Source organism: Candidatus Phyllobacterium onerii (assembly GCF_028331445.1).
In the GTDB taxonomy this organism is placed as follows: Bacteria; Pseudomonadota; Alphaproteobacteria; order Rhizobiales; family Rhizobiaceae; genus Phyllobacterium; species Phyllobacterium onerii.
Genome location: NZ_JAQMHX010000003.1, coordinates 19,187 through 32,953 on the forward strand (window position 1 = coordinate 19,187; position 13,767 = coordinate 32,953).

13 protein-coding genes are annotated in these 13,767 nt (G+C 54.5%); 6 read left to right on the forward strand and 7 right to left on the reverse strand.

Annotated features, from left to right (window positions below):
• Positions 1-39: 39 nt before the first annotated feature.
• From PHA01_RS08140 to rpiA, 5 genes are all read right to left on the reverse strand, one after another.
• On the reverse strand, positions 40-1,419 hold the full coding sequence (locus PHA01_RS08140) for a class II 3-deoxy-7-phosphoheptulonate synthase (protein WP_112528508.1): 1,380 nt from the start codon (positions 1,417-1,419) through the stop codon (positions 40-42).
• Positions 1,420-1,603: 184 nt separating this feature from the next.
• Positions 1,604-2,272, reverse strand: a complete 669-nt coding sequence (locus PHA01_RS08145; RefSeq protein WP_271894486.1) for a gamma-glutamylcyclotransferase family protein — start codon at positions 2,270-2,272, stop codon at positions 1,604-1,606.
• Complete coding sequence (gene gor, locus PHA01_RS08150; protein ID WP_271894487.1) at positions 2,250-3,644, reverse strand: glutathione-disulfide reductase; 1,395 nt, start codon at positions 3,642-3,644, stop codon at positions 2,250-2,252. The genes PHA01_RS08145 and gor overlap by 23 nt, the downstream gene beginning before the upstream one ends.
• Before the next feature lie 115 nt (positions 3,645-3,759).
• Positions 3,760-4,338: a DUF2059 domain-containing protein gene (locus tag PHA01_RS08155; protein ID WP_271894488.1), complete on the reverse strand. Its 579-nt coding sequence runs from the start codon at positions 4,336-4,338 to the stop codon at positions 3,760-3,762.
• Between the two features lie 79 nt (positions 4,339-4,417).
• Positions 4,418-5,128, reverse strand: coding sequence for a ribose-5-phosphate isomerase RpiA (gene rpiA / locus PHA01_RS08160; protein ID WP_271894489.1), 711 nt, complete (start codon positions 5,126-5,128; stop codon positions 4,418-4,420).
• Positions 5,129-5,328: 200 nt separating this feature from the next.
• On the opposite strand from rpiA, the gene PHA01_RS08165 reads away from it, so the two are divergent.
• The 6 genes from PHA01_RS08165 to PHA01_RS08190 all read left to right on the forward strand — a co-directional run bounded on the left by PHA01_RS08165 (position 5,329) and on the right by PHA01_RS08190 (position 10,865).
• Positions 5,329-6,012 (forward strand): HAD family hydrolase, encoded by a 684-nt coding sequence (locus tag PHA01_RS08165; protein ID WP_271894490.1) that lies wholly within the window; start codon positions 5,329-5,331, stop codon positions 6,010-6,012.
• A 173-nt stretch (positions 6,013-6,185) separates the two neighbouring features.
• Complete coding sequence (locus tag PHA01_RS08170; RefSeq protein ID WP_417020946.1) at positions 6,186-6,638, forward strand: BA14K family protein; 453 nt, start codon at positions 6,186-6,188, stop codon at positions 6,636-6,638.
• 232 nt (positions 6,639-6,870) lie between these two features.
• The gene (locus PHA01_RS08175) at positions 6,871-8,283 is read left to right on the forward strand and encodes a circularly permuted type 2 ATP-grasp protein (protein WP_262292963.1); all 1,413 of its coding nucleotides are present in this window, start codon (positions 6,871-6,873) and stop codon (positions 8,281-8,283) included.
• 69 nt (positions 8,284-8,352) lie between these two features.
• On the forward strand, positions 8,353-9,294 hold the full coding sequence (locus PHA01_RS08180; RefSeq protein ID WP_112528524.1) for an alpha-E domain-containing protein: 942 nt from the start codon (positions 8,353-8,355) through the stop codon (positions 9,292-9,294).
• A gap of 5 nt (positions 9,295-9,299) precedes the next feature.
• Complete coding sequence (locus PHA01_RS08185) at positions 9,300-10,097, forward strand: transglutaminase family protein (protein ID WP_271894491.1); 798 nt, start codon at positions 9,300-9,302, stop codon at positions 10,095-10,097.
• A 30-nt stretch (positions 10,098-10,127) separates the two neighbouring features.
• A complete protein-coding gene (locus PHA01_RS08190; RefSeq protein WP_112528526.1) occupies positions 10,128-10,865 on the forward strand; it encodes a proteasome-type protease in 738 nt (245 codons plus the stop codon).
• 11 nt (positions 10,866-10,876) lie between these two features.
• Here the strand turns inward: PHA01_RS08190 and PHA01_RS08195 are convergent, their stop codons facing one another.
• Both PHA01_RS08195 and PHA01_RS08200 read right to left on the reverse strand, forming a co-directional pair.
• Positions 10,877-12,799, reverse strand: a complete 1,923-nt coding sequence (locus PHA01_RS08195; protein ID WP_271894492.1) for a L,D-transpeptidase family protein — start codon at positions 12,797-12,799, stop codon at positions 10,877-10,879.
• A gap of 533 nt (positions 12,800-13,332) precedes the next feature.
• Complete coding sequence (locus PHA01_RS08200; RefSeq protein ID WP_271894493.1) at positions 13,333-13,713, reverse strand: gamma-butyrobetaine hydroxylase family protein; 381 nt, start codon at positions 13,711-13,713, stop codon at positions 13,333-13,335.
• Between the last annotated feature and the right edge of the window lie 54 nt (positions 13,714-13,767).

Genomic DNA, 13,767 nt, shown 5'->3' on the forward strand with positions numbered 1-13,767 from the left:
GCCCAAAAGACCGCCTTCTATTTCACGAATACCTGAAGATTAACCGTTGACGGCCATTTTCTGTGGATGGCTGTCGCGCTCTTTCTTCAGAAGTTCCGCAACCAGAAACGCCAATTCCAGAGCCTGATCGGCATTGAGGCGCGGGTCGCAGTGGGTGTGGTAGCGATCCTGCAGATCTTCCGCCAGAACCGCCCGCGCACCGCCGGTGCATTCCGTGACGTTATTGCCCGTCATCTCGATGTGGATACCGCCCGGATAGGTTCCTTCGGCATGATGCACTCCAAAGAAGGTCTCGACTTCCTTCAGAATACGGTCGAATGGCCGTGTTTTGTAGCCATTGGCGGTGATGGTATTGCCATGCATGGGATCACAGGACCACACGACCTCACGACCCTCTTGTCGCACCGCACGAATGAGCTTCGGCAGGTGGTCGGCAACCTTGTCATGGCCGAAGCGGGCGATCAATGTCAGGCGGCCGGGCTCATTCGCAGGATTGAGCAGATCGATCAGTCGCAGCAGATCATCAGCTTCCAGTGACGGACCGCATTTCAGACCAAGCGGGTTTTTGATGCCACGGCAGTATTCCACATGGGCATGATCCGCCTGACGCGTACGGTCACCAACCCAGATCATATGGCCAGACGTCGCATACCAGTCGCCAGACGTCGAATCGACGCGGGTCAGTGCTTCCTCATAGCCAAGAAGCAGGGCTTCGTGACTTGTGTAGAAATCCGTCTCGCGCAACTGGGCATTTGTTTCCGCGGTAATGCCAACTGCACGCATGAAGTCGACGGTCTCGGAGATGCGACGTGCTAGCTGGCCATAGCGCTCGCCTTGCGGGCTATCGGCAACGAAACCCATCATCCACTGATTGACGTTCTCCAGATTGGCATAACCACCCTGGGCGAAAGCGCGCAGAAGATTGAGCGTCGCAGCGGATTGGCGGTAAGCCATTTCCTGACGAGCCGGATCCGGGGTGCGCGACTGTTCGGTGAACTCGGTACCATTGATAATGTCGCCGCGATAGATCGGGAGCTCGATGCCGTTTTTGGTTTCGGTGTCGGAGGTACGAGGCTTGGCGAACTGACCAGCGATCCGGCCAACCTTGACGATAGGCTGAGAAGCACCAAAGGTCAGCACGACGGCCATCTGAAGGAAGACGCGGAAGAAATCTCGAATATTATCCGCACCATGTTCGGCAAAGCTCTCGGCGCAATCGCCGCCCTGCAGAAGGAAGCTTTCACCCCTGGAAACAGCCGCAAGCTGCTTCTTGAGCTTGCGTGCCTCACCTGCAAAAACCAACGGCGGATAAGTCCGAAGACGGGCCTCGACATCGCTCACAGCCTGAGCGTCCGGATAATAAGGCACCTGCTTGATAGGTTTGCCTCTCCAGGAAGTCGGTGTCCAGTTCTTGGTCATTATTGCACCTGTTACTTGCTTTCCACATTGGTAGCGATTGTTTGAGACTATCCGGTCCAGACCGGAAGGCGCTCATATAGTCCAATTATGTGGGATATACCAGTCCTGTTGGCGGCCAGCGGGGCTGATCTCACTACGGCGCCGCAGGCGGATTAATTTGGACATTATAATTGAGCAGCGAGACTTACTTTGCGTCAGCGGCAGCCGCTTCATCGATGTCCTGAGGATCGGCAAAGTTCGCACCGATTTCCTCGAGCAGCCTATCAAACATGTCGATTTCTTTGTCGCTGAGCTTGACGGCGCGCGGATAGGCCGGCGACGGGCGGTCCCTGTAAATCGGTGTGTTGAAATATTCCGTTTTGAGAACGAAACGACGAAGTCCTTCCTCACCGTGCTCGACCAGAAAACCCTGCATGACCGCATCCAGATAGGATTGCAGGATCATCGGCGGTTGCGGATGAACTGGTACATATTGGTGCGCCTCATAGACGAAGATTGGGATGCCATCGGGAAAAGGCATTACAATCTCGATTTGTTCGGGCAGGACGCTGCGGCGGTCGTAATTTTCCTCGCGCAAATCGACGGCTGGAAGGTTTTCCAGATAATCGAAAACAAGCAGACCATCCACGCTGGAATTTTCGTCGCGACGAACAGACAATAGAGCGGCGTGAAGTCCGGCTTCGCGAGGACTTGCGCGCCACAATCTCCGCCAGCCATGAAGTTTTGCGGGCATGGCGTGAACGATATTGGTTCGCAACGTATGGCGGTTTACCAGCGAGCCATAACCGAAATAAGCGACAAGTTTGCCGCTCTTCGCCAGGACTTCAATTTCACCCATCGATACGTTCGCCATTCACCAATCTATAGCTTGGTTTATACATGGTCACCAGCTCTTCTGAAGCTGTAGGATGTACTGCCATTGTGCGGTCGAAATCATCCTTGGAGCAGCCGGCTTTGATCGGAATGGCCAAAAGTTGAGCCATTTCACCCGCATCGGGCCCCAAGATATGCGCACCGATAACCTTCCTGCTGCCGGCATCGACAATCAGCTTGGTCAGCATTTTGTCCTTGGCGCCGGATAGCGTATTGCGCATCGGGCGGAAAAGAGCACGGTACACCTCGATCTCCCTGAACTCCTTTGCCGCCTCTTCTTCGGTCAATCCCACAGTACCGATTTCGGGTTGAGAGAAAACCGCAGTCGCGATCTGACGGTGGTCAGGTTTGGTCGGATTGTTCTTGAACGCTGTCTCGATAAAGCACATGGCCTCATGAATGGCGACCGGCGTCAGCTGAACACGATTGGTCACGTCGCCTACAGCCCAGATGTTCGCCTTGCTTGTGCGCGAGTACTCATCCACCTTGATTGCGCCAAGTTCGTCGAGTTCGACACCCGCCACTTCCAGGCCCAGCGATTTCGTGTTCGGTGCCCGGCCAATGGCCAGCATGACCTGATCCGCAACAAGCTCATCGCCCGAATAAAGGCGTACACCCAGCCTCCCGTCAGGCTGGCGCTTCACTTCCTCGATGACTTCCACGCAACGGACGTGGATACCTTTGGCAACCATAGCCGCGTGCAGTAACTGCCGCAGATCGTGGTCAAAGCGCGACAGGATTTCCTTGCCGCGGTAGATCAACGTCGTTTCGACGCCGAGACCATGGAAGATATTGGCGAACTCAACTGCGATGTAGCCACCGCCTTCGATAATGACGGCCTTTGGCAATTGTTCTAGATGGAATGTCTCGTTGGAGCTGATGCACAATTCGTGTCCCGGTAAAGCCGGATGCGGGTTGGGATGCCCGCCTGTGGCGATAAGGATCTGATCAGCCGTCACCCGCTTGCCAGTCTTGAGAATTTCGATGGTGTGATCGTCGACAAGCACCGCACGGCTGTCGAAAATCTCGACGTCCGAATTGTCGAGCCCCTGCCGGTAAAGGCCCTCTAGCCGCCCGATCTCCCGATCCTTGTTCGCAACCAGCGTCGGCCAATCGAACCTGGTTTCTCCGACGCTCCAGCCATAACCGGCCGCAGCCTCGAAATGTTCGGAAAACTGCGACGCGTAGACAAAAAGCTTTTTCGGCACGCAGCCACGGATGACACAGGTGCCACCCATGCGGTATTCTTCGGCGAGCCCGACTTTCTTGCCCATGGCGCCGGTAAGCCTTCCGGCCCGTACACCGCCCGACCCTCCCCCAATGACGAAAAGGTCATAATCATAGCTTGGCATGGTGCAAAAACTCCGAATCTGATGAGCAGCGCTTATATGGGTTGTATCTTGGCCACTTAAAAGAACAAAGCCCGGCTAACTGCCGGGCCTTGCATAATGTCGATCGAAAGTATCCTTAAGGCTTCTTTGGTTGAGCTGGCGCGGGCGTCGCCGGAGCTTGGGCAGGCGCGGTTGCAGCCGCTGCCGCAACAACCTTTTCTGCGACGGCCTGGGCAAGATCGCGAGCGATGCCGCGCTGCCAGATGCCAGCGGCCTTCATTACCTCGCGCGTAACGATCGGACCTTCCGACAAAAGCTTCTTGCCAGCTTCGGAATTATAAAACCCAGTGATTGCGTTCAGCTCTTCTTCACTGAACGACACTGCATAGGCGCGGGCAGCTTCATTTTCGAGATCCGCACGACGTGCCGCAAGCGCGAGGGCCTGTTCGTCGACGGCTGCGCCGATGATGGACTCAAGGTTAGGATCCTTCTGGATCAACTCACCCTTAAGCTGCTGCGCAACGCCAGGCAGGATCGAGTCGAATTGATCCGTTGCCTTGATTGCGGAAATAGCAGCCCGGGCGGCAGCCAGATGCGACGGGGTGATGTTATTGTTGGTGTTCGTATCCTGCGCCTGAGCGGCGCTGAAACCGCCAAGCATGATTACGACGGCCAAAGGTGCAATCAAGCGGCGGAAGCCAGTTGCTCGGTTCATGAATTTATCGCTCCGTTTTCGACGTTGTCGCGCATAACCCAAAAATCATCCTTGATTTTCAGAAGGCTTTGCGCAGGATTCAAAGTGCGTCTGCTTCACTGCTCCGCAGTGTTCTGACACCGTCAGCACCGGCCAAAATGGCCACGCGCGCCAGCCCCAGAAAAAGTCCATGCTCCACCACGCCGGGTATGGCGTGCAGAGCGTTCGATAAAGCTCTTGTATCCGGAATGCGGCCAAAAGATGCATCCAGGATCAAATGCCCGCCGTCTGTAACAAATGCTTCGTCTCCCGTCATCCTCAATGTAACAGGACCTGAAAGTCCAAGCCTGCGAGAGGCTTGCTCGACGGCGAGTTTCGTGGCTGCAAGCCCAAAACGATTGACTTCGATAGGCAAGGGAAAGGCGCCCAGCATATTCACCAGCTTCGATTCGTCTGCAATCACGATCATTTCACTCGAAGCGGCCGCGACGATCTTTTCCCGCAGCAAGGCGCCGCCGCCGCCCTTGATCAATGTGAGGTCAGAGTCGACCTCGTCGGCGCCGTCGATCGTAAGATCCAGCTGCGGTGTTTCTTCGAGAGTGCTGAGCTTGACACCGAGCTCGCGGCAGAGAGCCGCAGTGCGTTGCGATGTGGGTACGCCAATAACGTTCATTCCAGACGCGACCTTGTCCGCCAGGAGCCGCACGAACTCCTCAGCAGTCGAGCCTGTTCCGATTCCAAGGCGCATGCCATCCTTGACGTAGGTCAGGGCCTCCGCAGCCGCTTTGATCTTCAGCGATTTGGCATCCATGGTGGTGCGCCCTCTTGTAGCTTTGACTTGCCGTTTCTTTGAGTCGACACTGGCTGCTCCCTACCACGTCAGGCGACCGGGTCAAGGCTCGGAACTTGATTTTGAACCCACCTTATACTTCAGTGTGGGAAGGTCACCTCACGAAACCAGCAGTTCTGCTGCTGTTTTCGCCATCGGCTACGGATGCCACAGGAACATAAATGTCCAAACCCATTGTCGTATTTGATCTTGACGGAACTCTGGTCGATACCGCCCCCGACCTGCTCGATAGTCTCAACCATTGCCTTGATGAAGCAGGCCTGCAAAAGGTCGATCCGGTCACGTTGCGCCGTTATGTCGGACAAGGTGGACGGGTGATGATTGAACGAGCATTCGAAGCACAGCAAAAGCTGCTGAGCCCAGAACAACTTGACTGGCTGGTCGGTATCTTCATCGAACATTACGGTGCCAACATGCCCGGACACTCCGCGCTCTATGAAGGCGCCGAACAGGCAATGGAAGACTTGTCGAGCGCCGGCTATCTGCTGGCGGTCTGCACCAACAAGTTTGAAGGCCTATCCGTCAACCTCCTGGCCGGTCTTGGTCAATCATCGCGATTCAGTGCGATTTGCGGTGCCGATACCTTCGCCTTCCGAAAGCCTGACCCGCGCCATCTGGTTGAAACCATCCGCAAGGCTGGCGGCGATCGCGAGCGCGCTGTGATGATCGGTGACAGCCAAACGGATATCAACACGGCAAAGGCCGCAGGAATTCCTGTGATTGCAGTGGATTTCGGCTACTCGGATCTACCGGTTGCAACCTATGAGCCGAGCCGGGTCATCTCACACTATCGTGAGTTGAAGGTAAAGCTTGCAGACGATTTGATAGGTGCAGTTAACGCTTGAACCGTCTGAATTGGAACGATTTTTTTATCCGAACGTTAACCAGCTGCAGATGTTGGGCTCAGGATTAGCCTTCCATCCGAGGTTTTTTTGCTCTTACATTGAAGACGGGCGCAGTCCCGGGATTTCAGGAGGAAAAATTGAGGAAACTAACTTCAATACTTGCCGCACTTGCGATGTCGGCGGGGCTGATTTCGGTTGGCCCGATGCCCGCCTTTTCGGCGCCGCTTGCGCCGTTGAGTATCGAAACCACGAGCGCCAACATCGAGCAAGTTCAATACCGGCGGCATTATCGCGGTGGCCGAAACTGGAACGGTAATCGTTACTATCGTGGAGACCGCTATTATCGCGGCGGCCGCTACTATGGTGGCAACCGGTATTGGTACAGAGGACACCGCGGATACAATTACTATCGTCCGGGCTATCGATATTATAACGGAGCCTGGTTCCCACTGGCCGCCTTTGGTACCGGTGTGATAGTGGGTAACGCTATTGCGCCTCGCCCGGTCTATCGCGCCGGCAGTGCGCATACGCAGTGGTGCTACAACCGCTATCGATCGTACAGGGCCTATGACAATACATATCAGCCCAACAACGGCCCCCGTCGCCAATGCGTATCGCCGTACTGAGCCTGACGACATGATTCCAGGGCCCGTTTACCAGTGGTAGGCGGGCTCTTTTTATTTTTGAAAATAGCAAACACGAGCTCACGCATTAGACGAAAATCGCATTGCGCCTGCCTCAAACGCTCTGTAGTTGCCTAATTTTTGAGCCGTGCTTCCGGAGTCATTCCTCAACAATGGAATGTGCTTGCATTTTCTGCTGAACCCGCTTGAATACGGTTATATGAAGGGGGTTTGAGTGAAGCCATTTGATGAGATGATCAAAACAGGCGGAGAAGTGCGCCCGCCATATGAACAGCTAAAATGCTGGCTCGATACGCAGAATCCCGAGCGGTTGGCTCAAAAGTCGCTTGATGCCGAGAACGTTTTTCGCAAGACCGGGATCACATTTGCAGTCTACGGCGACGAGGAAGCCGCCGAACGCCTCATCCCATTCGATATCATCCCCCGCATCATCACCGGCAATGAATGGCGCCGCCTGTCGCAGGGCATCGAGCAGCGTGTCATGGCGCTCAACGCGTTTCTTGATGATATCTATCATCGCCAGGAGATCATCCGCGCCGGCCGCATTCCACGTGAACTTTTCACCCACAACGATGCCTATCTGCCGGAAATGGTCGGGTTTAGACCACCGGGAAACGTCTACACGCATATCATCGGCGTTGATATCGTAAGGACGGAAGAGAACCAGTTCTACGTTCTGGAAGACAATGCGCGCACACCTTCCGGCGTTTCCTACATGCTGGAAAACCGCGAAACGATGATGCAGCTCTTTCCGGAACTGTTCCAGCAGATCAAGGTGCGTCCCGTCGAGACATATCCCAAGCTGCTACGGCAATCATTGGCGGCGGTTGCTCCACCCGGCTGCAAGGGGACGCCCACCATCGCGGTGCTGACGCCAGGAATCTACAACTCCGCCTACTTCGAACACGCCTTTCTCGCCGATCAGATGGGCGTCGAACTCGTCGAGGGGAGCGATCTCAAGATCGAGAACGGTAAGGTCGTCATGCGGACGACAGAAGGCAACCGCGCCATCGATGTGCTCTACCGGCGAGTCGACGACTCTTTCCTTGATCCCCTCACCTTCCGCCGCGATTCAGCGCTCGGCGTTGCCGGGATCATGGATGTCTATCGTTCGGGGAACATCACTATTGCCAACGCGCCCGGCACCGGGATCGCCGACGACAAGGCGCTCTATTCCTATATGCCTGAGATCGTTGAATTCTACACCGGACGCAAGGCGATTTTGGAAAATGTACCCACGCATCGCTGCTCGGAACCGGACACGCTCAAATATGTGCTCGAAAACCTCTCTGATCTCGTGGTCAAGGAGGTGCACGGCTCCGGCGGATACGGGATGCTGGTCGGTCCGGCGGCTTCCAAGAAGGAATGCGAAGCCTTCGCTCTTAAACTGAAGGCCAACCCGAAAAATTACATTGCACAACCAACGCTCGCGCTTTCGACAACCCCGATCATGACCGAAAAAGGTTTGGCGCCGCGTCATGTGGATCTGCGGCCATTCGTGCTCGTGTCTGACCGCATACGCATCACACCTGGCGGTCTGACGCGTGTCGCATTGAAAGAAGGCTCGCTCGTGGTCAATTCGAGTCAAGGTGGGGGTACGAAGGATACCTGGGTGCTGGACGACTAGACTTGTTCTGAGGGGAATTAAGAATCGCTCAAGACGGTTCCAGAACTACAAAGAGGATACCACTAGAAAATGCTTCTTGGCCGCACCGCAAATGGTCTCTACTGGATGTTCCGTTATATTGAGCGGGCAGAGAATATGGCACGGCTCATCGATGCCGGACTGCGAATGGCACTGACGAAAACGTCCGACGCCCCAGAGGAATGGTCCTCCGTGTTGATGAGCGCGGGAGTAAAGATCGGCTATGACAGCAAATACAAGGAGTACAATGCGAGCCTTGTCTCCGATTTCCTGTTGCGTGATCTAAGCAATCCCTCGAGCGTCATGGCTTGTGTAGAAACCGCGCGATCCAACGCACGCATGGTGCGCACTGCGCTTACGCGTGAGGCTTGGGAAAGCGTCAACGAGACCTGGATGGTGCTCAAATCGACACTGGCTTCAATCATCCCCGAAACCGACCTTCCACGCGTTCTCGATCAGATCAAGCGCGAAACTGCGATTATCCGCGGTGCTTTTCATGGAACGATGCTGCGCAACGAAATTTTCAATTTCGCACGCATCGGCACTTTCATCGAGCGGGCGGATAACACCGCGCGCATTCTAGACGTCAAATATTACGTGCTGCTTCCCTCGATTTCATATGTTGGAACGACCCTCGACAACTTCCAATGGGAATCTATCCTGCGATCCGTCTCCGCGCACCGCTCTTATCGCTGGGTTTATGATGTCGAATACAATCCGGTGAACATTGCGGATTATCTGATCTTGAATTCACGCATGCCCCGGTCCCTGAACTTCTGCTACTCCAATATCGTGGATAATCTGAAATACCTTGCCCTCGACTACGGCAAGCGGCACGAATGCCATGACATGTCCGAGGGTATTATGACCCGGCTAGAGAACAATGAGATCCGCACCATTTTTGACAATGGGTTACACGAATTCCTGAGCGATCTCATTTATCAAACGAACAGCTTGAGCAGCAAGATTGCTCACGCCTACAATTTCGATTGAAGATCATGCTTTTGAACATCCAGCACAATTCCCGCTATCGATACGACGCCCCGGTTCATTATTCGGTGCTGCGGTTGCGTATGCATCCGCAGAGCAGTCCGGGCCAGAAAGTCATCGACTGGGCACTCAAGATAGAGGGCGCGACCCAGGAAGCGAACTACCGTGACGGCTATGGCAATCGCACCATGCTGATACGGCTTGATCGCGACATCAAGGAACTCGTCATACGCGCTGAAGGCCAGGTCGAAACAGAGGATCGTACAGGCGTTCTCGGCAAGGTCTATAATTTCATGCCGATATGGCTCTACGAACGTGAAACGGACCTGACCAAACCGGGTGAGTCGATCCGCGAATTGGCAGCAAGCTTGCCGGCCAAGAGCGACAAACTGGCAATCATGCACGAACTGATGGCACTGTTGCATCAGAAAATGGCCTATACACCAGGCACTACCAACATCAACACGACAGCCGAGGAGGCCCTGCTCAACGGAAGCGGTGTCTGCCAGGATCATACCCATGTCTTCATTTCTACCGCGCGCCTGCTCAATATTCCTGCCCGCTACGTGTCTGGCTATCTCATGCTCAACAACACGATCGAACAGACGGCGAGCCACGCGTGGGCAGAGGCTCACATAGAAGGACTGGGCTGGGTGGGATTCGACGCGGCCAACGATATTTGTCCGAATGAAACCTATGTGCGTCTGGCTTGCGGCCTCGATTACCGCGAAGCGGCCCCAGTTTCCGGTATACGCTTTGGACCGGGCATTGAATCACTTGCCGTAGAGGTCAATGTAGAGCAGTAATCGCTCTGCTATCGGGATTCGGGATTCGCTATGACTTACTGCGTGGGGCTCAAACTGGACCGCGGCCTTGTGTTCATGTCTGACACCAGAACAAATGCCGGTGTCGACAATATCTCCACGTTCAAGAAAATGTATACGTGGGCCAAGACGGGTGACCGCGTTATCACGCTGGTTTCCTCTGGCAACCTGGCAACAACCCAGGCCGTCATCAGCATCCTGAATGAACGCACCAAGGAGCCATCCGAACGGTCGCCGTCGATCTACGAAATGCCATCGATGTTCCAGACGGCAAGGCTCGTTGGCGATACAATTAGACATGTCATCGACGAGGTGGATTCGGGCGGGCAGCGCGCCGATTCATTCGGTGCCTCGATCATCCTCGGTGGTCAGATCAAAGGCGGCGATCCACGGCTTTTCCTGATCTATCCCGAGGGGAATTTCATTGAGGCGACGCCGGATACACCCTTCTTCCAGATCGGTGAGCACAAGTATGGAAAGCCCATTATCGTGCGGTCCTATGACCCCGCACTGACTTTTGAGGAGGCCACCAAGCTGTTGCTGGTTTCCTTCGATTCCACGTTGAAATCCAACCTGTCAGTTGGCCTGCCGCTGGACTTGCAGTTCTACGAGTCGGACAGTCTCAAGCTTGGTTTCGAAAAACGCATCGAACGCCATGATCCTTATTATGAAATGATTTCGGATGGCTGGTCGCAGGCCTTGAAACTTGCATTCCAAAGCCTGCCACCTTTCGAAATCAAAAACGACTAGGGGCGCTGCCTTTATAGTTTCGCAGTCTGGACGCTTGTTGCCTGTCGCATTGCCCGCGTCTTGACGAAAGCCTTCTCGAGATAAGCGTCGCGCTCATAGACGTCGTCGTAATACTTGATCTCGCCCGTCGTCGCGTCTGGCCACGCAGTGAAATAGGACACGTAGACCGGCAACTGGTCCTTTACCTTGACGCTGCGTTCGTTTTTGCCGAAGTACTGTTTCAGATCTTCGACCGGAACGCCGAGCACTGCCGCGGCCATGTCACGTGGGCGCTCCAGGCGGATACAGCCATGGCTCAATGCCCGCATGTCCCGCTTGAAATATGATTTGGCCGGCGTGTCATGCATATAGATGTCGTGACTGTTCGGAAAGAGGATCTTCAGTTCTCCGAGAGCGTTGTCGAGGCTCGGCTTCTGGCGAATGCCAACGCCACCGCCGTTTGAAGCAACCTGATACCAATTGATCGAGCTCGACGGAACCACGCGACCCGACTTGTCATAGACTTCGTATCCACTATTTTCGAGATAGGACGGATTGCTGAGTATTTTCGGCATCATCTCGTTGAGAATGATCGAGCGCGGCACCCCCCAGGATGGATTGAAGACAACGGTCTCGATCGTATCATCGAAGAAATAGGTCTGGTTCGTGGGTGATCCGACTACGATATTCATCGCCAGTTTTTCTGTGTTGTCGTCGAAGTACTGGGCCCGGTAGGCAGGCTGATTGATGAAAACATAGCGCTTGCCGAAATCATGCGGCAGCCAGCGCAGCCGCTCCATGGAATACAAAATACGGTTCCGTTTGGACAGAGTTGTTTCAGTTTGAAGCGACTTGATGGTATTGCTGCCGATTACCCCGTCGGCCTTGCGTCCCTGCGCCTTCTGAAAGTCCTTGATGGCTTGGACGAGACTCTCATCATAGACATAGCTGTTTTCGTGCGCGGCCAGCACAATCTTGTGCTCTGCCAAATAATCCTGCGGCGCTTTCGCCCGGATCAGCGCTACGACATTGCGAAGTTCATCGCTTGTATCGCCCGGGCGGATCATTGTGCCGGGAGCAATGCTCACAGTCGGCTCATTGGTGTCATCGAGCTCGTGCAGATTTTGTTTAAGCTCGGCATACCATTTATTCTGCGGTTCGAAAGCAACAAGCGTCGCGGCGGGATCGTTCGACGAAGCGAGCTGTTCGATCACGTCGCGCGGCTTGACACGGCCCGTAGCAAAGTCATGGAACCCGCTGAGGCGGTTTGGGTTGATGCGGCCCTCACCTTGGTCCATGGCGTAGCGCAGCGCTCGTGCCGACATCGACAATTCGAAATCTGCAAGCTCCTTCAATCGCGCTGGAATGTTGGCACGGTCATAATCGTCACTCGGCACCGTAACGGCATAGTCTTGTGGATCAAGACCATCGTCGGCAGCCTTTGCAAAAAGCGCCACGACCGCCTTTGCCTGTCGTGTCACATCATAAGAAGCCGTCCAGATAGAGCGCTGCTTCGTGGCATAATATGAGACGATCGCGTCAGAGATTTCCTTTTCCGCCAGAACGTGAGCAGCCTTCAGATGGTCGATCTTCAGACCGAATTCATCCATCGCCATTGATGGCGAGATATCCGTGCCATGATCGGCTGAAGCCGTGATCTGTGTATCCACTTTCGAGAAATCGATCGGAACCAGGCCTTCGGGCTTGTAGTCATAGTTTGTCGGCGCTGTGACGACCACGCGCTTGATAGGGGCGTTCGGACGCCGCACGCTCGCATCCTGCAGCCTGCCAGGATGGACCTGATGTGTTTGGTCAACAGGACGCGACTCGACGCGGCGATTGCCGAACAGCAGTTCCATCAGGTTATTGGCTGCCGATGCCGGCGACATCGAGATAGCCGTGGCCGACAACATCGCAGCCAGAAAGATTACATTTTTTTTGGAACGGGAATTCATGATGCGTGCCCAGCTGGAACTGTGTTGCCCACGGATGAACATGAGCCATTGATGAGGTGTGTAGCCAGTTTGACCGCATCGTATTTAGAATCTTTTAACAATGCCCCGCCCCCAAATATTAACTCGCCGCGGCACAATTTTAAGCTGTGTGCTGGTTTTGACACATTTATCCCAATTCACCCGCACTTTCATGTTAATTCATCACACAAATAGTTGACCAATCCAGGTCATTCCCAAAAATCGTAATAATATTCCAGAAGAAGCGACGCACTGGATCGAATTGGAGAACAAGGCAAACAAGTTTTTCAGCATGTCGCTGTTGTGTTTGGCGGTTCTTGGAATGAATTCTTTAATGTCACCCGCAAATGCGCAGGATACACTTATCAAGAGAATATTTCTTACGGGTCAACGCGAATGCCAAGTCGGCAGATAGCCATCGACTCGCCTACTGTACGTAGATCCGTTTCATTTCCTGCAACCTGTGGTTCTGGGATCGCGCGGGCTGCATTCGCATGGCATTGTCTTGAAGTAACTCAAGTCACTCGCCGCGGCGTGAACGGTTCGCGGCTTAAACCCTTCTCGGCAAGTTCGTCGAGATAGGCCTGCCAGCGTGTATCCTTGTTACGCCCAAGATCGATCAAATAGTCCCAACTGAACAGGCCGGTATCGTGCATATCGTCAAAAATGATGCGCACAGCATAATTTCCAACGGGTTCCATCTTGGCAATCTCGACATTTATTTTGCCCGGCACTGTCTGGCGCTGTTCGGGCGAGTGCCCTTGTACTTCCGCCGAAGGTGACGCGACCCGTAAAAGCTCCGCCGTAAGCACATAGCTTTCCCCATTGTCGAAGACGATCGTGAACGATCGGCGGTCTTTGCTTACGCGCAGTTCTTTGGGCCAGGCATCAGTCATTGCGAACGCTCCTCGTGCTCCCTCTTCTGTAAGAACAAGGATCGATCCCCGCAA